22 protein-coding genes are annotated in these 21,298 nt (G+C 66.1%); 3 read left to right on the top strand and 19 right to left on the bottom strand.

Going from position 1 to position 21,298, the window contains the following annotated elements:
- Positions 1 to 123 precede the first annotated feature (123 nt).
- Together AC1MEY_RS01915 and AC1MEY_RS01910 are read left to right on the top strand one after the other, a co-directional pair.
- Complete coding sequence (locus tag AC1MEY_RS01915) at positions 124 to 1,344, top strand: FAD-dependent oxidoreductase (RefSeq protein WP_480229064.1); 1,221 nt, start codon at positions 124 to 126, stop codon at positions 1,342 to 1,344.
- 26 nt (positions 1,345 to 1,370) lie between these two features.
- A complete protein-coding gene (locus AC1MEY_RS01910; protein ID WP_480229063.1) occupies positions 1,371 to 2,267 on the top strand; it encodes an alpha/beta hydrolase in 897 nt (298 codons plus the stop codon).
- Positions 2,268 to 2,415: 148 nt separating this feature from the next.
- Here the strand turns inward: AC1MEY_RS01910 and AC1MEY_RS01905 are convergent, their stop codons facing one another.
- From AC1MEY_RS01905 to AC1MEY_RS01855, 11 genes are all read right to left on the bottom strand, one after another.
- Positions 2,416 to 2,784 carry a hypothetical protein gene (locus AC1MEY_RS01905; RefSeq protein WP_480231257.1) on the bottom strand — a complete coding sequence of 123 codons (369 nt, stop codon included), beginning with the start codon at positions 2,782 to 2,784 and terminating at the stop codon, positions 2,416 to 2,418.
- Positions 2,785 to 2,930: 146 nt separating this feature from the next.
- On the bottom strand, positions 2,931 to 3,665 hold the full coding sequence (locus tag AC1MEY_RS01900) for a Crp/Fnr family transcriptional regulator (RefSeq protein WP_480229062.1): 735 nt from the start codon (positions 3,663 to 3,665) through the stop codon (positions 2,931 to 2,933).
- 145 nt (positions 3,666 to 3,810) lie between these two features.
- Positions 3,811 to 4,671 (bottom strand): MaoC/PaaZ C-terminal domain-containing protein, encoded by an 861-nt coding sequence (locus tag AC1MEY_RS01895; RefSeq protein WP_480229061.1) that lies wholly within the window; start codon positions 4,669 to 4,671, stop codon positions 3,811 to 3,813.
- A gap of 62 nt (positions 4,672 to 4,733) precedes the next feature.
- Positions 4,734 to 5,795, bottom strand: a complete 1,062-nt coding sequence (gene dmpG, locus AC1MEY_RS01890; RefSeq protein ID WP_480229060.1) for a 4-hydroxy-2-oxovalerate aldolase — start codon at positions 5,793 to 5,795, stop codon at positions 4,734 to 4,736.
- Complete coding sequence (locus tag AC1MEY_RS01885) at positions 5,792 to 6,709, bottom strand: acetaldehyde dehydrogenase (acetylating) (RefSeq protein WP_480229059.1); 918 nt, start codon at positions 6,707 to 6,709, stop codon at positions 5,792 to 5,794. The genes dmpG and AC1MEY_RS01885 overlap by 4 nt, the downstream gene beginning before the upstream one ends.
- Before the next feature lie 21 nt (positions 6,710 to 6,730).
- A complete protein-coding gene (locus AC1MEY_RS01880; protein ID WP_480229058.1) occupies positions 6,731 to 7,516 on the bottom strand; it encodes a 2-keto-4-pentenoate hydratase in 786 nt (261 codons plus the stop codon).
- Between the two features lie 55 nt (positions 7,517 to 7,571).
- On the bottom strand, positions 7,572 to 8,363 hold the full coding sequence (locus AC1MEY_RS01875; RefSeq protein WP_480231256.1) for an enoyl-CoA hydratase: 792 nt from the start codon (positions 8,361 to 8,363) through the stop codon (positions 7,572 to 7,574).
- A 197-nt stretch (positions 8,364 to 8,560) separates the two neighbouring features.
- Positions 8,561 to 9,208, bottom strand: a complete 648-nt coding sequence (locus tag AC1MEY_RS01870) for a twin-arginine translocation pathway signal (RefSeq protein ID WP_480229057.1) — start codon at positions 9,206 to 9,208, stop codon at positions 8,561 to 8,563.
- On the bottom strand, positions 9,205 to 9,975 hold the full coding sequence (locus AC1MEY_RS01865; protein WP_480229056.1) for a hypothetical protein: 771 nt from the start codon (positions 9,973 to 9,975) through the stop codon (positions 9,205 to 9,207). The genes AC1MEY_RS01870 and AC1MEY_RS01865 overlap by 4 nt, the downstream gene beginning before the upstream one ends.
- Before the next feature lie 136 nt (positions 9,976 to 10,111).
- Complete coding sequence (locus AC1MEY_RS01860; protein ID WP_480229055.1) at positions 10,112 to 10,501, bottom strand: hypothetical protein; 390 nt, start codon at positions 10,499 to 10,501, stop codon at positions 10,112 to 10,114.
- Between the two features lie 58 nt (positions 10,502 to 10,559).
- Complete coding sequence (locus AC1MEY_RS01855; protein WP_480229054.1) at positions 10,560 to 10,937, bottom strand: hypothetical protein; 378 nt, start codon at positions 10,935 to 10,937, stop codon at positions 10,560 to 10,562.
- Positions 10,938 to 11,099: 162 nt separating this feature from the next.
- Here AC1MEY_RS01855 and AC1MEY_RS01850 point away from each other — a divergent pair, with 162 nt between their 5' ends.
- A complete protein-coding gene (locus AC1MEY_RS01850; protein ID WP_480229053.1) occupies positions 11,100 to 11,612 on the top strand; it encodes an Rv2253/PknI dimerization domain-containing protein in 513 nt (170 codons plus the stop codon).
- An 80-nt stretch (positions 11,613 to 11,692) separates the two neighbouring features.
- Here AC1MEY_RS01850 and AC1MEY_RS01845 read toward each other — a convergent pair whose 3' ends face one another.
- The 8 genes from AC1MEY_RS01845 to AC1MEY_RS01810 are packed head-to-tail and all read right to left on the bottom strand — an operon-like array spanning position 11,693 to position 21,066.
- On the bottom strand, positions 11,693 to 13,300 hold the full coding sequence (locus tag AC1MEY_RS01845; RefSeq protein ID WP_480229052.1) for an MCE family protein: 1,608 nt from the start codon (positions 13,298 to 13,300) through the stop codon (positions 11,693 to 11,695).
- A complete protein-coding gene (locus tag AC1MEY_RS01840; RefSeq protein ID WP_480229051.1) occupies positions 13,301 to 14,662 on the bottom strand; it encodes an MCE family protein in 1,362 nt (453 codons plus the stop codon).
- A complete protein-coding gene (locus AC1MEY_RS01835; RefSeq protein ID WP_480229050.1) occupies positions 14,659 to 16,161 on the bottom strand; it encodes an MCE family protein in 1,503 nt (500 codons plus the stop codon). The genes AC1MEY_RS01840 and AC1MEY_RS01835 overlap by 4 nt, the downstream gene beginning before the upstream one ends.
- Positions 16,158 to 17,240: an MCE family protein gene (locus tag AC1MEY_RS01830; protein WP_480231255.1), complete on the bottom strand. Its 1,083-nt coding sequence runs from the start codon at positions 17,238 to 17,240 to the stop codon at positions 16,158 to 16,160. The genes AC1MEY_RS01835 and AC1MEY_RS01830 overlap by 4 nt, the downstream gene beginning before the upstream one ends.
- A complete protein-coding gene (locus AC1MEY_RS01825; RefSeq protein WP_480229049.1) occupies positions 17,240 to 18,271 on the bottom strand; it encodes an MCE family protein in 1,032 nt (343 codons plus the stop codon). The genes AC1MEY_RS01830 and AC1MEY_RS01825 overlap by 1 nt, the downstream gene beginning before the upstream one ends.
- Positions 18,268 to 19,455, bottom strand: a complete 1,188-nt coding sequence (locus AC1MEY_RS01820; RefSeq protein WP_480229048.1) for an MCE family protein — start codon at positions 19,453 to 19,455, stop codon at positions 18,268 to 18,270. Before AC1MEY_RS01820 ends, AC1MEY_RS01825 begins: the two co-directional genes overlap by 4 nt.
- Before the next feature lie 13 nt (positions 19,456 to 19,468).
- Positions 19,469 to 20,326 (bottom strand): MlaE family ABC transporter permease, encoded by an 858-nt coding sequence (locus tag AC1MEY_RS01815; protein ID WP_480229047.1) that lies wholly within the window; start codon positions 20,324 to 20,326, stop codon positions 19,469 to 19,471.
- Entirely contained in the window at positions 20,323 to 21,066 is a 744-nt protein-coding gene (locus AC1MEY_RS01810) for an MlaE family ABC transporter permease (RefSeq protein ID WP_480229046.1), read from the bottom strand. The genes AC1MEY_RS01815 and AC1MEY_RS01810 overlap by 4 nt, the downstream gene beginning before the upstream one ends.
- Between the last annotated feature and the right edge of the window lie 232 nt (positions 21,067 to 21,298).

The following is a 21,298-nucleotide window of genomic DNA, read 5'->3' as shown; positions in this document are numbered from 1 at the left end:
AGGTATCGACACCGTCTATACCCACCATAGCCAAGTTCGCCTTCACCAATGCTTCCGGACGCCGCAGACTTGATCGTGTTCAGCCCCTCACCTCGACGGGCCGTCCGACATCCGAGGAGAAGAATGTCATCGCTGCGCGTCGTGATCGCCGGAGCCGGGATCGGCGGATTGTGCCTGGCCCAGGGACTCCGGAAGGCCGGAATCGATTGCAGCGTGTACGAAGTCGCGCCGGGAATCGTCTCCACCGGATACCGATTGCACATGAATGCCGCGGGCGGGGACGCCCTCCGGCAGTGCCTACCCGGGAACCTGTACGAGCTGTACGCGCAGACGTCGCGGGTCAACGCCCGCCGGGAAGCGTTCGTGATGCTCGACGACCAGGGTCGTGAACTGGGCGCTCGACCGCACATCGGCCCGCTGAACGATCCGGTCCGTCCGCACACCGCCGTCAACCGGCGCACCCTGCGTCAGATCATGGCCGTCGGACTCGACGACACCGTCGAATTCGGCAGGACCGTCACCGGATTCGAGTCGGACGACCACGAGGTCCGGCTCCTGCTCGCCGACGGCAGCGTGGCACGCGGCGACGTCCTGGTCGCCGCGGACGGCATCAACTCGGTGGTCCGCCGCCAGTTGCTTCCGGACGTCGACGTCGTCGACACCGGTGGTCGTGGACTGTCGGCCCGCGCACCGCTGACGGACGCGCTGATCGCACGACTCCCCGAGGCGCTCTTCGACGGCTTCGCGTCCGCCGCCAGTCCCGAGGGGGTCCGATTCGTCTTCGGCGCATACCAACCGCGACGGCCCATCGCCGAGGCCGCAGCTGAACTCGCCCCGGGCGCCGACGTCGACGCCGTCGACCCGTACATGATGGTGAACTTCACCTTCCCGCGGCACAGCCCACTCGTCGCCGGCATACCGGATCTCTGGCGGGCCGCCCCCGAACGGTTGCACGACGTGATGCGCCGCGCGGTACGCGGCTGGCACCCGGGACTGGTCGACCTCGTCGACCAGGTCGACGTCACCACCTTGTTCCCGCTGTCGGTGCGACATCTGCAACCGGCGCCGCCCTGGGCCGCGAGCAGGGTCACGTTGATCGGCGACGCCATTCATGCCATGCCACCCACCTTCGGCGCCGGCGCAAACAGCGCCCTGCGCGACGCGGCGGCCTTGGTGGGACGACTGCAGCACGCCGACGAACACGGCACCGACGTGGTCGAGGCCATTGCCGGGTACGAGCGCGACATGCGCGCCGAGGTCTTCCCGATCCTGCGGGCATCGATCGACCCCCAGGCCTCCGACGCCGCCTTCCGCCCCGCGCACCTGTACGCCACGACGCGGTGACCACCACACCGACCAAGGAGACAACCATGCCGATAGATCACGACGTCGAGTTCACCGTGTCCGGGCTGACCCTGCGCGGCAGATTGTCACTGCCCGACGACGCCGAGCGCCCGGCACCGCTGGTGATTCTGCAACCCGGACTCGGCGGACCCGCCGAGTCCAACTACGCACTGGCGCCGGCCTTCACCGCCGCCGGGCTGGCCTGCCTCAGCTACGACCACCGCTGCACCGGCTACAGCGACGGTGAACCACGACAACTGTTCGACCCGTGGCAGCAATGCCGCGACATGCGGGACGTCATCACACACCTGACGCTTCGCGACGACATCGATGCCGATCGAATCGCGCTGTGGGGCATCAGTATCGGCGGCGCAAACGCGATGTTCGTCGCGGCGACCGACCGGCGCGTCAAGGCGGTCACGGCCGTGATCCCACCCGTCAGCGGCTGGAGTGCGCGGGCCCTGCAGCCCACCGACACCCTCGCCGAACTCGAGGCCCGCATCCCCGTCGACCGGCGAGCCCGGCTCCTCGGCGAGCCCGCCGCGATGATCCGACTGCACGGAGCCCCGGAACCGGGCCGACCGGTGATGTTCAGCGACCACGAGGGAATCGAGTTCGTGGAGAACATGATCCACCATCTGCCGAGCTTCCGGAACGAGATCGCCGTCGCGACCCTGGACCGCCTCTACGAGATGGAGGTTCGCGCGTACGCCGAACGCATCACCCAGCCCACCCTGATGATCCTCGCCGCCCAGGACACGGTCGCCCCCGTCGAGGAGGCCCGCGAGATGTTCGATCGCATCCCCGAACCCAAGGAACTCGTCGAGTACCCCGGCCAGCACTACGAGATCCTCTCGAACCACTTCGCCGAGATCGTCGCACGGTCCGCGACCTGGCTGGCGGGCGCGCTCGCCGCCGGATGACCCGTCCGGCCCCCGCACCGCGCCCTGATCACACGCAACCAACTGCAGCCACGCGAGGTCTTCGTCGTGCGGCGTTTGGCGCTCACTCAGATGTGGAGAACTTCTTGCTGCACGTTCAAACGGTATGCGTTGTTACCGCCTTGCGACATCACATCCGTTGCAGTTGCAGCGGGTACGTATAGTCGCCGGCCGGTTCGCCATTGCAGCCCACCGGGAACGATGAGGTCACCGTTCCCGTCAAGGTCGCCGCGTCCCAGGAATACGTGTCATGCGTGAGGATGGTTCGTCCGTAATACACGTTGTCGCAACGGAGCCCGAAGGGGTCATCCACGATCATCGTGTAGCGGCCATCACGCAACGAAGCGTCCACGTCGGCGCTGAACGCTTTGGCGACGGGCCGCGGGATGGTAACGACGTGGACGCAGTCGTCGTCTACGGGACAGGCTGCCACTGCCCACACCCACTTGTGGAAGTCATAGCGGCCGACGATATTCGCCTCATAATTCCCGATGGGCATACTGACTGCAGCGGAGGCTGTTTGGTGCGCGGGAAGAAGTGTGATCAACGCGGCCAGGCCGACCGCAACTCTCAAGGATTTCATCGATGCCTCCAAAGCGTCTGACTGTGAAATGACGGCGCGCATCCTTCAATCACCACGGGAGTTCAGCGACGAGCGCGCTGCGCGAGCCGTTCGGGATCCAAGATGATGACGGCTTTGCCATCGAGGCGAATCCATCGACGACTGACGAAGTCGGACAACGCTTTGTTGACGGTTTCGCGAGATGCCCCGACGAGTTGCGCGATCTCCTCCTGAGTCAGATCGTGGGTGAGGTGGAGAACGTCGTCTTCCTGGGTACCGAACCGTCGCGCGAGATGCATGAGTTGCTTGGCGACACGGCCGGGAACATCGGTGAAGATGAGGTCGGCGAGGTCGTTGTTCGTCCTTCTCAATCGATGCGCTAGGACGCGCAGCAGCTGCTCGGTGATCTGCGGTCGCTCGGCGACCCATCCTTTGAGGGCCCTGCGATCCATGGACGCGACGCGAACATCCGTAATGGTCGTGGCGCTCGATGTTCGCGGGCCCGGATCGAATATCGACAACTCACCGAACATGTCTGAAGGGCCCATGATCGTGAGCAGATTCTCGCGGCCGTCCGGGGAACGACGGCCAATCTTCACCTTGCCTTCGACGATGATGTACAACCGGTCGCCGGGCGCACCCTCGGCAAAGATTTCGTGTCCGCGGGGAAATTCGATGGGTTGCAGTTCCGCCATCAACGCCGTGACTGCGCTGCGGTCGACGCCTTGGAAGATGCCCGAGTTGGCCACGATGGCGTCCCGGGGATCGAGCAGACTGGCGGGCGTCAGAGGCTCACCTTCGACAGCGACGATCGACATTGCACGAGCGTATTGCGGCGACGACTAGCTGGGGCTTGGTCTCCCACTAGCCGGGCAGGGTGAAGCAAGCAGCACACGAGTCCGGCGGTGCGTCCTGCCGAGCCCAGTGTTGCGTGCGGCCACAGCCTGTCTTCCGAAGCAGACTTCAGGTGGTGCACAGCTGCACGTTGGCGAGGACGTTCCCGTGATCGCGCTGCGGGGCGACGACACTCGCGATTACTCGTCCTGGCGCGCGCCACATATTCACCTGGAGCGTCTCACCGGGATACACGACACCGGCGAATTGAGCACCAAAGGAGTCGACGGCGGCACAATTTCCATCGAGCAGTGCGTCGGTGATCGCCTTGCACGTCATCCCATAGGTACACAGCCCGTGCAGGATGGGCTTCGAAAAGCCTGCAGCGGAGGCGAAGTCAGGATCTGAATGCAGGGGGTTGCGATCCCCGCACATTCTGTAGAGCAAGGCCTGTTGCGGCATCACCGAGATGTTCGCCTGGACGTCGGGCTCGCGATCGGGAGTGAGGCGGTTGCTCGACGGGCCTCGGTCACCACCGAACCCACCCTCGCCGCGGGCGAAGATAGAGCGCTTCTGGGTCCACAACGGCCGACCCGCGGGTGTGGTGACCGTGGTCTCCGACCAGATGACGGCTGCGCTGCCCTTGTCCCAGAGGTCGGTGAATCGGGTGACGGCGACGCCCGAGCCGGACGCAGGAATCGGCCCAGCCACCGAGATGGCCTCGCTGGCGTGCAGCACCTTAGACAGCTCGATGTCGATCCCAGGAAAACGAACTCTTGGTGAGTCGGTGTCGTGGAAGGTCTGTGCCACGTTCCCGAAGGTGGGCAACACCTGCGGATGCCGGTCGCGCAGATACCGTAGTTCGCGCGGGTCCAGGGGATCTCGGCCGGCACCGAGTGCCAGGTGGTACAGCTGGACATCGTTGCCCGTCCACGAGAATTCGATGGGCGGCAGCTCAGCACCAAGCGCGGTGTCGAGGTCTATCGGCACGGCGTGTCTCCGGGTTGTCGATCGTGGCTGTGCGGGCGTTGGTGGACCGCTATGGGTGCCCGTCAGCCGGTGGTTGCCGAGGCGTCCTGTTCGCGCTTGATTTCGAGGGCGATGTCGATGAGTTGATCTTCCTGGCCGCCGATCAACTTGCGCTGTCCGGCCCGGTGGAGCAGCTGGTGGGCGGGCACGCCGTAGCGTTCGGACTGGTGGATGGCATGCTTGAGGAAGCTGGAGTACACCCCGGAGTAGCCCATGACCAGGGCATTTCGATCCAGGAGGCATTCGGCGGGCATCGCGGGGCGCACGACGTCCTCGGCGGCGTCGGCGATCTCGAAGAAGTCGATGCCGGTCTTGACGCCGATCTTGTCGAACACCCCGATCATCGCCTCGACCGGCGCGTTGCCCGCACCCGCGCCGAAGCGCCGGGTGCTGCCGTCGATCTGTTTGGCGCCCGCACGGACCGCCTCCACCGAGTTCGCCACACCCAGGCCAAGGTTCTCGTGACCGTGGAACCCGACCTGGGCATCGTCGCCCAACTCCGCGACCAGCGCCGCGACCCGATCGGCGACGCCCTCGAGCACCAACGCCCCCGCCGAATCCACGACGTAGACGCACTGACAACCTGCGTCGGCCATGATGCGGGCCTGGGCGGCGAGCTTCTCCGGCGGGATCGTGTGGGCCATCATCAGGAACCCGACGGTCTCCAGGCCGCGGTCGCGGGCGAACCCGAAGTGCTGGACCGACACGTCGGCCTCGGTGCAGTGCGTGGCGACCCGGCAGATCGACCCGCCGTTCTGCTGCGCCTCGGCGATGTCGTCCTTCGTGCCCAGACCCGGCAGCATCAGGAACGCGATCTTCGATTCGGTGGCCGTCTCGGCCGCGAGCTTGATCAGCTCCTGCTCCGGGGTCTTGGAGAAGCCGTAGTTGAAGCTCGACCCGCCCAACCCATCGCCGTGGGTGACCTCGATGACCGGCACCCCCGCAGCGTCGAGGGCCGCGACGATCGACCGCACCTCGTCGGCGGTGAACTGATGACGCTTGTGATGGGACCCGTCGCGCAGCGACGTGTCGGTCATCCGCACGTCCCAGCTGGCGTCGAAGTAGATGTCCTCGCTGATGCTCATGCGTGTCCCCCCGTGGTCGCAGCCAGAACTTCCTTGGCGATCTCCTCGCCCACCTTGGTGGCCGCGGCGGTCATGATGTCGAGGTTCCCCGCATACGGCGGCAGGTAATCACCGGCACCCTCCACCTCCACGAAGACCGTCACCAACGCCTGTCCACCCGAGTGCATCGAGGGCGGGTCGAACTGCGGCTCGTTGAGCAACCGGTACCCCGGCACGTAGGTCTGCACCTGCGCCGCGACGTCGGTGATCGACGCCGTGATCGCATCCTGATCGGCGTCCTCGGGGATCGCGCAGAAGATGGTGTCGCGCATGATCATCGGCGGCTCGGCCGGATTGAGGATGATGATCGCCTTGCCCCGGGTGGCGCCGCCGATGACCTCGATGCCCCGGCTGGTGGTCTTGGTGAACTCGTCGATGTTGGCCCGCGTCCCCGGCCCCGCCGACGCCGAGGACACCGACGCCACGATCTCCGCGTAGGGCACGTCCACGACACGGGACACCGCGTAGACCATCGGGATGGTGGCCTGCCCACCGCAGGTGACCATGTTGACGTTCGGACTGTCGAGGTGCTCGCGCAGGTTCGCCGGCGGAATCACCCCGGGCCCCACCGCCGCCGGGGTCAGGTCGATCGCCCGGATGCCCGCCTCTGCGTAGCGCGGAGCGGCGTCGCGGTGCACGTAGGCACTGGTCGCCTCGAACACCAGATCGGGGCGCTCGTCGCGCGCGAGAAGCCAGTCCACACCCTCGTGGCTGGTCTCCAACCCGAGCTTGCGCGCACGCGCCAGGCCTTCGCTGTCGGGGTCGATGCCGATCATCCACCGCGGCTCCAGCCAGTCCGAACCCAGCAGCTTGTAGAGCAGGTCGGTACTGATGTTGCCGGACCCGACGATCGCGACGGTTGCCTTGTCAGGCATGACTTCTCCTCATTGACACGGTCATTCGAAAGAGAGACGAACCGAACCTAGTCCGTCGAACGTGGCTACGAAATCGTCACCGGGACGAGCATCTATCGCACGCGTGCACGACCCCGGCAGGACGACGTCGCCGGCCTTCAATCGCACGCCGAACTGATCGACCTTGCGCGCCAGCCACGCCACCGCGGTCACCGGATTGCCCAGCACCGCATCACTGCGCCCCTGCGCCACGACCTCGCCGTTGCAGGTCAACACCGCGTCGATGTTCTTGACGTCGACGTCCTTGGGCGACACCCGCTCACTGCCGAGCACCCACCCCGCCGACGACGCGTTGTCCGCGATCGTGTCGCACAACGTGATCTTCCAGTCGGTGATCCGGGTGTCGATCAACTCGATCGACGGCGCGAACGCCGCCGTCGCGGCCAGCACGTCGTCCTCGGTGCACCCCTCACCGGGCAGGTCGTCGGCCAGGATGAATCCCACCTCGACCTCCACCCGCGGATAGAGGAACGTGCCCGCCGGGACCGCGACGTCCTCGAACACCTCCATCTCGGCCAGCAGGTGCCCGTAGTCGGGCTCGTCGACGCCCATCATCTTCTGCATGGCCTCCGACGACAGCCCCACCTTGTGCCCGATCACCCGAGACCCCGACGCCACCCGCGAACGGATGTTGATCAGCTGGATCTCGTAGGCATCGACCACGTCGATGCCCGGATTCGCGTCGGTCAGCGGCCGGATCGGCACCCGGTCACGCTCGGCTCGGGCCAGATCGGCCGCCAACTGCTCACGCACAGTTGGGCTCAGCATGACGGTGCCGTCGTCCGGCGGCGTGCACGGTGTGCCGAGTGATCGCCGACCGACGTCATGCGCGGCTCTTCATGGCGTCAAGGTCGATTCCACCGAGTGATCCCGTACCCATCTCGGCGTTGTGCGCGTGGGCGAAGTGGTGCAGCCCGAACGCCGCGTCCATTCCGTTGCGCAGGCCCATCTGGTCCTCGCACTGGTTGACGGCCTTCTTGGCCAATGCGAGGCCGAACATGGGCATGCCAACCATCCGGGCCGCCAACGCCATCGTGTGATCCTCGAGTTGCTCGCGCGGGACCACATGGTTCACCATGCCCAGCTCGTAGGCCCGCTGCGCGGTGAACCGGCCCCCGGTGTAGAGCATCTCCTTGGCGAATCGGGTGCCGACGACCCACGGGTGCGCGAAGTACTCGACTCCTGGAATGCCCATCAGCAACACGGGGTCTGCAAAGAATGCGTCGTCGGCCGCCACGATCAGATCGCACACCCAGGCGAGCATCAGACCTCCTGCGATGCAGGCGCCCTGCACCATGGCGATGACGGGTTTCGGTATCTCGCGCCACCGACGGCACATGCCCAGATAGACCTCTGATTCACGGGCGAAGCGGTGGTCTCCCGCGTGCTTGCCGAGGTGGTCCCACCACAGCACGGCGCGATTGTCATAGTGAGTGTCGTGGTCGCGTTCGGGGGTGCCGATGTCGTGGCCCGCGCTGAAGTGCTCGCCGTTACCGGACAAGACGATGACGTGTACGTCGTCGTCATCGACGGCGCGGGCGAACGCGGCGTCCAGGGCGTAGGTCATGGCCGAGTTCTGCGCATTGCGATATCTGGGTCGATTCATGGTGACCATGGCGATGCCATCGATCACGCGGTAGGTCACCACGTCGTTGCTGCTCGGCACTCGACTAACCCTTCGGTCCGGCGGTGTTCAGGTGTGCCGATATCGTGGCCCGCCGCCGGGTCGACGTGGTGCAGGTTGCCCACTGACCGGACGTCGCCTACCTCACACTCGGTCGCACGTTCCGCAGTGACTTTCGTGAACGCGCTTCACAGTGGGTCGAACGACGAAATGAGCCACTTGCCAGCGACTTCGGCCATTCCCACCATCACACTACTCGCGGTTTGAGCGGGCTCGGGATTGTCCTTGCTGGTGGTGGACTGGTTGAGGAAGATCAGCACCTTCGCGTGGGTACCGTCGACGTCGGCGGTGGCGGCGCGTACGACTGTGGCGGTGGCGTGTACGGCTTTGTCCTTGGCCGCCGGCGCCACGATCTGCTCGGCGAAGTCGCTGTAGTAGGTAAGGAATTCTCCGGTGAGGTGGGACTGCGCGGCAGTCAAGTCAGGTTCCAGCGTGTCGGGAGCGTAGGTCAGCAGCGCGACGGCACCCTCGGATGCCGCAGCCGCGACCGTGGTCTGGGCTGCGGCCTCGGTCTGGTCGCTTCGGTGCGGACCGAGGTAGAGGCCGGCCGCCAGTGCAGCAGAACCGATGAGCGCGGCACCCGCGCCGATCTGCCGCCAGTACCGTAGTGCGCGCCGCAGCCGGTCACGCTTCGGCCGTGAGTTATCCGCCTCGGGACCGGCGTCGGCATCACCGTCGTGATGGTTCTCCCGTGTCAGGGTCCTGTCGTCGAACTCGTCGACCTCGTCGACGATGGGTGCGTCGACACCGACAATGTGCTCGGAAGTCGTTGTCACGGTACGAAGTCCACCTTCGACATCTTGATGTGGCCTGCGTCGTCAATGACGTTGACGCTCAGGCGCCACGTTCGGGGTTGCTCGTTGGCCCCTGCGGAATTGGTGATGGTCGTTGCTGCCGTTACCAGGACCACTGCCGAGTCCTTGGTCATGGTGTCCACCGCGGTGCCGACGACCGTCGCCTTGGTGACCGCCTTTGATTCCTGGGCGACTTCGACGAACTCCTTCGCGCTCTGTTGGAAGTCATCGCGGAACGCGCCGGTGGAGTTGTCGATGATCCGTTGAACGTCGTCCTGGGCGGTACTGCTGTTGATGGACATCAAGGTGACGACGGCTTGTCCAGCGGCGGCGGCGAACTCCGCGCGACGCTGTTGTTCTCGTTCGGCGTTCTGGTGCTGCCAGTAGAGATACCCGCTGACGGCGAGAAGTGTGCAGACGACGAGGAGCGTCACGCCGGTGAGGAGCGTCGACGCACGTGGGCGGTGCCAACGTCGACGACGCGAGGGGTCATTCGGGCCTGCTGCATCGTCGGCGGCAACGATGTCGTCGTCAGCTAGCTCTGACTCGTCAGTGATCTTCGCCGCACGTAGTTCGACGAGGCGTGTGCGCGCTGCGGCAGCGATCGCCTCGGCCTCGACCGCTTCGGCTTCGGCTTGTTCGACCGCGCTGTCGATGTCGTCGATCGGTGCGGCGTCGGCAACGGATGGATCTCCCGCGTCGGGCCTTCCTGGGTCGCGTTGTGTCCGTGATTGGCTGCTTGTCGGCACCCGCAACCTCCTCGTCTCTCTGCGCCGTGTGGTTGGGGTGCGCACCGGCGACTTTGCAGGACGTTAGCCGGGTCCTTCGGCCGCTTCGCTGGGGTGTCCCGCCCACCGGTCTCCGGGGAGGGTGCACAGGCAGAGATCACCAGTTACGCAGGGAACACACGGCTCCGGCGTTCCCTTCGGCGGCAGCGACGGTTTCGCCGTCGACGGCAAGTGTGCATCTGATGGAGCCGCTGCGACTCGTCGAGGTGCGGCTGATCGCGACCATTGCCCACCGGTCGGGATCGATGAGGGTGACCTCGCGCACCCAGGGCTGCCCCGGCGCCAGGCTGGCTTCGGCTTTGGGGCTGAACTGGTAGGGGTTGTGGCTGTACTCCGCCCAGGTGGGTGGGTCGACCTCGCGGTAATACACGTCGACGTCCAGCTGACCGTCGGATGTGACGGTATAGGTGACGCGATGAGCTGGGATGGGCTCATCGGCGTGTACGGGTGCCGCCTGCAGCACGGCCGCCGTTGCCCCCAGGAGCATGGCGATGGCCGCGCGGAGCCCCCCACCGGATGCGCTTCTCGATGAGTCGTGGCGGGCGTTACGCGTCACCGCGCACCCATCGGGTAGCGCCGTCGGAGGCTGCGCAACTCAGGAAGAGCCCGTCGGGGGCCTGAGCGACGTCGTTGAGATGACCGCCGCACTCGCTGTTTTCGTCCTTGATGCCGGCCATCGGCGGCGACCGGAAGTATCGGGGTGCGTAGCGCCGTGGGGAGCCGCAGAACACCAGCCGGCCCCAGGAGGTGGTGCCGAAGACGAAGTAGGCGGTGTCCGGGCACGAAGCTCCCAAACTCACTCCCCCGGTGATGCCGGGAACGCACGCCGGCTCGTCGCAGGCCGCAGGCTGCGCGGCGGCGGTGGCCGGCGGGAACGTAGCGGCGAGCACGAGAGCGGCGAGGACCGCCGGCAGTAAGCGCACTTCGCCACTGTGGCATGGCGAAGACGTTGCGCCATCTAGGCGTCCACCAGGTGGGAGGTTCGGGAACGAACGCGGAGAGACGCCGGACAGTAGGGGTCGGGGCGGACCCCGTCGCCAGGCTGGTCACGTCCGCGATCCAACGGACGACGAAGGAGTATGTGCATGCGTGGGATGACCAGACTGATGCTGAGCGCCGCGCTTGCGGGGGCGGGTATGGCGGGGATCGCCGCACCGGCAGTCGGGGTCCCCGGCAACTGGGGGCTCGACGGCACCTATACCGCCACGTCCAACGGCGAGTGGTCGAAGCGAAACGACGTCTTCCACGACGAACCGAGTGTGCGCAGCGTGTGGACGGTCACGTCCACGTGCAGCTACCCCGGCGAGTGCACGGGCACCGTGCGCAGCGACTGGGGGTGGACCGCGCCGATCTATCAGAAGAGTGGCGTGTGGTTCGTCAAGAGGACCGTCGACAACTGGCAGCCCTGTCCCGACGGCTCTGCGGCCCCGGGGCTGCAGGTGTACCGGTTCTTTTCCGCAACCCCCGATGGCAGCGCCGCAGACCCGTCGTCGACGACGCTGATGGGCGACGACCAGACCACCGGGATCAGCGGCTCCTGCGGTAGCAGCAAAGTGCTGTTCATCAGTATGCCGTTCAAGCTGGTCAAGACCGGCTGACGCCATCGGTCCCCCTGACGATCGGCTCGTAGCCGTGGCGGCGATCCGCTCGGGCCCGTGCCGCGGCGTGACCACTGAGGTCAGGCGGGAAACAGGTCCTTCCAGGACCTCGGGCCGGGATGCGTGGCGAGGTCGGCCTGCCGGAACACCTGCCCGTCGGGAGTGGCGTACTGACCCGTCGTCGGATCGTAGGTGGCGACCGCCACGGACGGTCCCTCAGACCCGTTCTGTTCGAACGCACTTGGCGCGACGGCGGTTCCGCCCTGAGCGGGTGTCGGCTCGCCGGCCGGCGGCGGACCCTGGGGTGCCACCGGCGATGTGGCCGGCGGCGGCGGCGGCAGACCGGGTTGCGCGCCTTCGGGCGCCGGTGCAGGCGACGGTGGCGGTGTGCCGTCGAGGGGACCATAGATGTTCGAGTCGGGACCGGCCCGATCGTCGGGCGGGACTCCCTGGGCGATCAGGTTGGGGTCGATCGGGTAGGGACCGAGGACGTGTTGGCGCATCGCCAGCGGCTCGAAGGGCTTGTCGCTGTTGCAGATCTCAACCGTCGGCGCGCGTTTGCCGGGTTGACCCATGCAGGGATAGTTGCGCGCGCCGCGCACGGCGATCGGGGAGTCCTGGGGCAGCTTGCAGTACAGCCCGTCCGGTGTGTCGATGTCGGTGGTGTCCTCCGGTGACCGCCACATGTTCGGCGGGAGGAACCCGACGGTGCAGGCAGGCGGGTCACCGACGGTGAGGGTGAAGTCGCCCAGTGACATGCCCACCGGGTTGTTCTTCGGTGCGCCATAGGACTGCGTGGAAGCGATCGTCGGGGGCAGCAAGACCAGTAGTTGCTCCAACGACGGCTGATAGGTGACGCCGACCTGGCCCAAGGTGGTGAGATTCGCGAGCAGAACGGGCAGGGTGGGTTTGATCTGGTTGAGCAGTCGCGACGCCTCGTCGGCGGCCCCGGGGCCGCGCGCCAGCAAGGTGCGCACCTGCGGGTCGTTGGTGACGAGCTGATCGGTGATTCCATTGAGGCTTTGCGCCCAGGTTCGGATGGCATCGACGGACTGGGCTTGCCCGTCGAGGAGCGGGCCGCTGTCGTCGATCAAGGCTCGGGACTGGTCGGCGACGGCGTTGACGTCGCCGATCAGCTTCGACGACGAATCCATCAGCGAGCCGAAGTCGTAGCCGGCGTCCTTGAATCCGCGGTAGGTCTCGTCGAGCAGGGGACGGATCCTGTCCTTCGGCACGCTGCCGATGAGTGCGCTGACCTGATCGAGCATGGGGCCCACGGCTTGCGGGATGGAGGTGTTGGCCGCGGGGATGATCGATCCGTCGTGAAGGTAGGGTCCGGCATCGTCGTCGGGTTGAAGGTCGACGTATTGCTCGCCGACTGCCGAGACGCTGAGGACGGCGGCGTGGAGGTCGGCGGGAATCCTCGGTGAGGTGTCCAACGACAGCGTCGCCACCGCTCCCTCGCGGGTGGGCCGCACCTCGGTGACCTTGCCGATCTGCACTCCGCGGTAGGTGACGTTGGAGAACTGGTAAAGCCCCCCGGTGGCCGGTAGTTGCAGCGTGACCGTCATGCGGCCGATGCCCAGGAGGGTCGGCGCTTGCAGGTACACGCCGATCATCACCGCCATGCCGATCACCGAGATGACCGTGAAGATGATCAATTGTGTTCTGACGAATCGTGTGAGCACTTAGGTGCCACCTCCGGTGGGGGGTGTTGGTCCCGCGGGTGACGCCGCAGGAGCAGGCGATTGCGCGGGGCCTGGACCGGGCTCGGCGCCCGCGATGTGGGTCTCGGGCGCTGGTTCTTCCGCACCGACCGGTGGTGCCGGTGCGGCGTCGGCCGGTTGAGACGCCTGATCAACGGCGGCCTCGTTGGATGCCGTCGCGGCGTCTTGGGGCGGATCGACCAGGGGCGGCATGGTGGCGACTGCGGCAGGTGGTGCCGTGATGGGGGTGTTGAGCGGGTCCTTGGTGTAGTTGGCGTAGAACGGATCCCCCGGTGCCGGGACGAGTGGGGCGCCTTCTTGCCCGAATCGAGTGCCAAGAAATAGGCCGCGCTTGAGTCGGGGAATGGTGAAGTCGAAGGTGATGAACTCGTTGAGGTAGTCGCCGCGGATGGCGCGGTCGATGAAGTTCTGCGGATAGGGATAGGTCGGAACGTAGGCCAAGACGGTGCCCAGGGGCGGTCCGACGTCGGCCAGTGCGCGGATCGTGGGTTCGAGATTCTTCAGGTTCGCGACGAGGTCGGCTTGGCTGGCGTTGATGAGATTGGTCGCGGTGTTGCTGAAGATGCGGAACTTCTCGAGGGCGGTGGTGATGCGTGGCCGTTCGCGGTTGAGCACGTCCAGGGCCGGCGGTATGCGTTGTAGCGCTTGGGTGATCACGTCGCTCTGGCCGGCCAGTGTCCCGGCGAGTCGGTTCAGCGCGGCGATGGAGGCGTTGATGTCGTCGCGTTGCCGGTCGAGTACGCCCACGAAGTCGTCGAGGCGGGTGAGGAGGTCGCGGATGCGGTCTTCGCGGCCGCTGAGCGCAGCGTTGAACTCCGTCACGATGTCACCGATCTTGCCCAGCCCGCCACCATTGATCACGACTGACAACGACGAGAGGGTTTGTTCGGTGGAGGGGTAGGTCGAGGAGCGGTCGAGACCGATGGTGGTGCCGGAGGGCAGGTCGCCGGAGGGCGACTGGCCCAACGGTGGGTTGAGTGCGAGGTGCATCGAGCCCAACAGACTGGTTTGACCGACGGTGGCGGTCACGTTCGCGGGAACGTCGACGTCGGGTTTGATGGAGATCTCGACGTCGGCGTGCCAGTTGCGGACCGTCATCTTGCTGACGCTTCCCACGACGACGTCACTGATCAGCACCGGGGAGTTGGGTTCCAGCGTGCCGATGTTGGTCAGTTCGACGTGGTAGGTCTTCGCGTCGGCGCCGCGGCCCACCGTTCCTGGGAGCGGCAGTGAATTGAGGCCGTTGAACGTGCATCCGGTGGCGGCGAGGACGATGCATGACGTGATCGTCGCGACCGCACGCGTGGAACGCCGCCTCGTCATGGTGTTCCTTCCGCCGCCGGTAGCGGTGCTGTGGCGGGTGCCGCTTCCGCGGGTAGCAGCATGTCCTGCAGGTTGGTTGGCCCAGGAGCCGGTGGCGGCGGTGCGGGCGGGTCGGGCACGCCAGGTGGGATCGGGGCACCCGGGAACAGGGCCGGTGAGGGATTGGCCGGCAATCCGTTGGGCGCGAACGCTCCTGGCGAGCGGGGCGGCGCGTTGTAGCCCGGTGGTGGTGCGACGTCACCGGCCCCCGTGTACGCCGACACCGCGGGCGGGTTCACCGGCATGTCTGGAGTTCCGCCGGTGCCACCGGGGGAGAGATTCGGGTCGGTGTAGACCAGGTTGTCCGGGCTCGGCGCCTTCCGCAGGTAGGCGTTGAACGGTACGGGCAGGTAGTTGAAGTTGATGAGCCGCAGGGCCGGGCCGAGGTACTGGGCGCAGAGTTTCGAGGTTTCGGCTGCGGTGGCATTCTTCACCGCGGCGATCGCCGAGCACACCACCGACACGGGGTCGGCGAAGTTGGACAGTGCGAAGGCGCCCACCGCGGTACCGCTGTCGGGGTTGTAGATGTTGTAGCCGTTGGCGATCGCGTTGGGGGCGACGTGGAGAACATTCTCCAGAGCGGTGCGATTGTCGACGAGGTTTTGGGTGACATTGGTCAGCCGCTGCAATTGTTCGGCGGTTTGGTCGCGGCTGCCGGCGATGAATCGTTGCACGTCGGTAACGGCGGATCCTAGGTTGGTCAGGGCGGCGTCGAGGTCGGAGCGGCCTCCGTCGATCACACTGGTGACGCTCGCGAGGCGGTCCTGGAATGCCACGATCTGAGCGTTGCTGTCCCGCAGAGCGGTGACGAAGGTCTGCAGGCTGGTGATGATCTGCGCGATGTCGCCGCTGCCGCCGGCGAGGATGCGGGCCGCGCCCGAGAGTTGGCTGAGCGCTTGGCGCAGCTTGTCCCCGTTGCCGTTCATGGCGTTGGCGGCACTGTCGATGAAACGGCTCAGCGACGTTCCCGAGGCGTCGGCTACTGGTCCCAGGTCGGTCGCCAGCCGGGTTAGTTGATCTTTGACCTGGTCCCATTCGACGGGGACGGCGGTGCGGTCGACACCGATCTGCGCACCGTCGGTCATGACGGGTCCGGAGTCCTCGAAGGCCGGGGCGAGCTGCACGTAGCGTGCCGCTACCAAGTTCTGCGCCATGATGATTGCCTTGGCGTCAGCCGGAATCGGGACGCCGTGATCGACGGACATGGTCAGCTTGGCTTGTGCGCCCTGCGGTTCGATGGCAGTGATCGTTCCGACCTTGACCCCCGAGACCCGCACTTCGTCGCCGGGATAGATCGAGGTCGCGGAGGTGAAATAGGCCGTGATCGTGGTGGGACGGTTGACGGTGCGGATGGCGACGAGCGCGGTGCCGGCGACCAGCAGACCGATCAACGTGATCAGCAGCGGCTTGGCCAACGTCCTGCTCACTGTGCCGGACGGCGTCTTGCGGTGGATGGTCATCGACTCCCCCCGGGAATGCCGTTTCGCGGAAATGGGAACTCGGCACGGGGGCCGGCGTTGTCAGGAGGTTGCCCCGCGTTGACACCGCGGCGGAATCCGAAGGCGTAGTCCAAGAAGGGTTGCAGGGTCTGCGATGGGATGAGGTTCCCCACGAAGGCGTTGTAGTAGAAGCCGTTGCTGACCGACTCGCCCTGGGTGACCTGGTACTTGGCGAGACCCTTGAGGGCTTGGGCGATGTTGTCGCGGTTCTTCTCCAGCATGGCGGTCACCGAATTCAACTTCTCCAGGGTCGGCGCCAGCTCTTCCTCGTTGTCGGCAACCAACCCGGACAGCTGTTGAGACAGCGCCGAGGTGTTGGCCAGCAGAGTGACGATGGCATAACGCCGTTGATCCAGGACTCCCAGCAGATCGTTGGCGTTGAGCAACAGCGCGTTCACCTGGGCGCTGCGCTCCGACAGGATGCCGGTGACGTCGGCGGCGCTCTTGAGCAGACCGGCGAGTGATTCGTTGCGGCCGTTGAGGGTTTGCGATACACGGGTCAGTCCGTCGAACGTCGGCCCGAGCTGGGGGGCCATGCGGTCGATGGTGTCCGACAGGGTGTCCAAGGACTGGGTCAGGGTGGCGGTGTCGGTTCCCGCGGTGTTGGTCGTGAAGTCGGTGACGGCGTTGGTCAGCGAGTAGGGCGACGAAGTCTGTGACAGGGGGATCGTGTCGGACGTCCGCATCGGTTGCCCGCCAGCGGGTTCCAGGGTGAGCATGCGGGCGCCCAGTACGGTTCCGGTCCTGATGTGTGCGGTGGTGTCGGTACCCAGCCGCACGGAGCTGTTCAGACTGAAGTCGACCAGAGCCTTGCCGCGATCGAGTCTCACTCCGGTGACCGTGCCCATCGTGACGCCGGAGACCTTGACGTCGTTACCGGGGGTCAGTCCGCCGGCTTCGGCGAACAGTGCCTGGTGGTGCCGCGACGTCGCCCAGGAGATGAGCTGCTGCGGCTGCAGACCGACTGCGATGATCAGGGCGATCAGCACGACGCCGATGAATCCGGAGCGAGCCAGCCGGGGGCCCGCGTACTTGAGCATCAGGGTTCCCCGCATCGGCCGGTGTTTTGCATGATCCATGGGAAGTACGCGGTGCGGCCCTGCAGGTCGGTGACGCGCACGTTCATCCCGCACAGGTACTGATTGATGAACGCCCCGTAGGAGCCCAGCCGCACCAGCTTGCGGTAGTTGCCGGGGGCCTTCTGCAAGGCGAGGTCCAGCCGCGCCTTGTCGTCGTCGTTGGCCAGCAGCGGAGCCATCCGGGTGAGCTGGTCTACCGTGCCCGCCAGCGGTGGCCGTGCCTGGGTGAGCAGGTCGGCAATCGACGCCGTGCCGGTGTCCAGGGCGGTGATCGCTTCCCCGATCGGATCGCGCTCGCGGGAAAGGCCGGTGATGAGCTGTTCGAGGCGGTCGACGGCGCCGGCGAACTGGTCGCCGTCCTTGGCGACGGTGGCCATGACCTGCTGCAGGTTGTCGATCATCTGCTGCACCGTTTGTCCGTTGTCTGCCAGCGCGTTGGTGAACGACGAGGTCTGCGTCAGAAGTGATTCGACGGTTCCGCCCTGGCCCTGCAGGATCTGAATCAGCGAATTGGTCAGCGCGTTGACGTTCTGCGGGTTGAGTCCCTGTAGGACCGGCTTGAGGCCGCCCAGCAGCAGGTCCAGGTCGAGGGCGGGTTCGGTGCGTTCGATGGGAATCCACGATCCGGCTGGCTGCAGGCGGGTCGAGCCGGGCGCGTCGAGAAGATCGAGGTACCGGTTGCCGACGAGGTCGAGATAGCGAACGGCGACCTTGGTGGAGGTGGTCAACACGACGTCGCGGTCGGCGTCGAACGCCACCTCCACCGAGTTGTCCGGTTGCAGCGCCACGTCCTGCACGGTGCCGACGCGGATGCCCGCGATACGCACGGAATCGCCGGATTTCAGGCTCGAGGCGTCGGTGAATACGGCGGTGTAGGTATTGGTCGATCCGGTCCGGTACTGGCCGAGGATGACGAACAGCATCGCCGTCAGCAGAACCATGATGATGCCGAACACCGCGAACTTCAGGGCAGTGACCCGTGATGACGTCATCCGGGCTGACCGATCTGCGGGGTGTTGCGCGCCGGACCGTCCAACGGTCCGAACAGAGCTTCCTTGAGGGCGTTCGAGTTGAGCAGGATGCCCTGATTGCCGTACTGCGCCGGGTTGGCATCGATGTCGGTCACGACGAACGGGGGCCGCTGGCCGAATCCCACGTTCGGCATGTCCATGCACTGGGGGCCGCCCTTGGCGGCAACCTTGGGCAGGTTTCCGGGGTAGCGGTAGCGTTCGGTGCCCAGCAGGAATGAGTCCAGGAGCATGACCCCGGGTAGCGGTTGGGGTGGGCCGGTGGCCAACGGCTCGAGGCCGGCCAGCGCGCAGTTCAGGGCCGGACTGTATTGGTTGGTCAGCGCCGTCGAGGGCAGCAAGAGGTGCAGGGCGTCGGTGAGGGGTGCACTGTTGGTCGACAGCACGTCGTTGCCGACGTCGGCAAGCCCGATCGCGCTGACCAGCAGCCGGTCCAGGTCGTCCCCGCGTTCTGCGACGGTGTCACTGACCCGGGTTGCGTTCGCGGCCAGACCCATCAGGTCAGGCGCCGCGTCGGCGTAGGCGTCGATCACCGTCGGTGCGACGGCGATGTCGTGGCTGAGGTTGGGCAGACTGGGATCGAGCTTCGCCAGGAGCGCGTCCAGGTCGACCAGGGTCTGCCCGAACTTCTGCCCGCGCCCGTCCAGTGATTGGCTCAGTGCGCCAAGGGTTTCGTTGAGCTTGTCGGGTTCGATCTGCGACAGCACCGACACCAATTGCTGAAACAGTGTGTTGACCTCGACGGTGACGTTCTTGGCGTCGAGTACCTGTCCTGGGTGCATCGGCTGCGGCGAGGGGTTCTCAGGTGGCACGAGTTGCACGAACTTGGACCCGAAAACCGTCGTGGAGGCAATGTCGACCAGCGCGTTGGCCGGGATGAGCGACAGAGCCGAGGGGTCCATCGCCAGATGAATGGCGGCCTGCCCGTCGGGGAGCCAGTCGATGCGGTCGACCTTCCCCACCTGGGCACCGTGCAGTTTGACCTTCGCATCGGCCCCCATGACCAGACCCGCACGTGACGAAAGCACGGTCAGAGGGACGGTTTTCGTCGCGTCACCCCGGAACAGAACGACGGCGCCCGCGACGATCGCAAGGATCACCACGACGGTGGTCAAGCCCACCAGGGGGCGTACGGCGTCACGCGGCATCGTAGGTACTCCCCTAGCCCGACAGGTTGAAGTTGCCGTTGGCGCCGTACACGGCCAGCGAGATCAGCAGCGTCACCGACACCACGACGATCAGTGACGTGCGCACCGCGGTGCCGACGGCCACGCCCACGCCCGACGGGCCGCCAGTGGCGAAGTATCCGTAGTAGGTGTGAATGAACAGGATCGCCAACGCCATCAAGACGGCCTGCAGGAATGACCACAGCAGGTCGATGGGGTTGAGGAAGGTGGAGAAGTAGTGGTTGTACAACCCTCCGGATTGCCCCAGCAGCACCACCGTCGTGAATCGACTGGCCAGAAACGACAGGATCACCGCTATCGAGTACAACGGGGTGATCGCAATCATCCCCGCCACGATGCGAGTGCTCACCAGGTACTCGATCGGGTGGATGCCCATCGACTCCAGGGCATCGATCTCCTCGTTGATCCGCATCGCACCCAGTTGCGCGGTGACGCCGGCGCCGAAGGTCGCCGCCAAGCCGATGCCGGCGACGATCGGCGCCGAGATCCGGACGTTGATGAAGGCGGCGAGGAATCCGGTCAACGCCTCGATGCCTATGTCACCCAGCGAGCTATACCCCTGCACGGCCAACACGCCGCCGGTGGCCAGGGTCAGGAAACCGACGATCACCACGGTGCCGCCGATCATCGCCAACGTGCCTGCGCCCATCGATATCTCGGCGATGAGGCGGACGACCTCGCGGCGGTAACGGCGAGCGGCGAACGGAGTGGCTGCCAGTGACCGGCCATAGAACACGATGTGATCGCCCAAGGAGCCCAGCGCCGACACGGGCCGCCGGGCTGCCCTCGCCAATCGGGGGTACGTCGATCGCAACGTCGTCGTCGCGGTCATTTGGACGTCATCTGAATGCCGATGGCTGTGACGACGACGTTGACGACGAACAGTGCCATGAACGCGAAGACCACGGTCTCGTTGACGGCGTTGCCGACGGCCTTGGCGCCGCCTCCGGTGATCGTCAGGCCGCGGTAGCAGGCGACCAGCCCGGCGATCAGCCCGAACAATGTGGCCTTGACACAGGAGATGATCAGTTCGGGCACCCCGGTGAGCAGCGTGATCCCGGCGGCGAACGCGCCGGGATTCACGTCTTGAACCAGCACCGAGAAGAAGAATCCGCCCATGATGCCGATGATGCAGACGAGACCGTTCAGCAGAAAGGCGACCAGGCCCGAGGCAAGCATTCGTGGCGTCACCAGGCGCTGAATCGGGTTGATCCCCAAGACCTCCATCGCATCGATCTCCTCGCGGATGGTGCGCGAACCGAGGTCGGCGCACATCGCCGTCGCGCCGGCGCCGGCCACGATGAGCACCGTCACCAGCGGACCGACCTGGGTGACCGCGCCGAATGCCGCGCCGGCACCGGAGAGATCGGCCGCACCGAGTTCGCGGAGCAAGATGTTGAGGGTGAAGCTGACCAGGACGGTGAAGGGGATCGCCACCAAGAGGGTGGGTGCCAGCGACACCCGTGCCACGAACCAGGACTGGTCCAGCAGTTCGCGCCATTGAAATGGTCGCACGACGACGAACTTCGCGGCGTCCACCGACATCGCGAAGAGTCCACCGACTGCCCTCATCGGAGCGTCGACGGCCCTGCGAATGATCACCACGTTCCTTCCCGGCCGGCCTGCAGTGCACGCTCGGCGCGTGTCTCGGACGGAACACTGACATCGCAGTGAGCTAGGGCACAGGCGTCGTCCCGCTTACCGGGAGACTGTGCGGTGGGCGGCAGGATCACACCGTTCGTGGGTCCGCTCATCGGGACCCGACGTGGCGGCCGAGCGCGGGTAGGGCAACCTGAGACCGCCC

This window comes from Mycobacterium sp. PTI7 (assembly GCF_056679845.1).
This window is presented reverse-complemented; position numbering and strand designations above follow the sequence as displayed.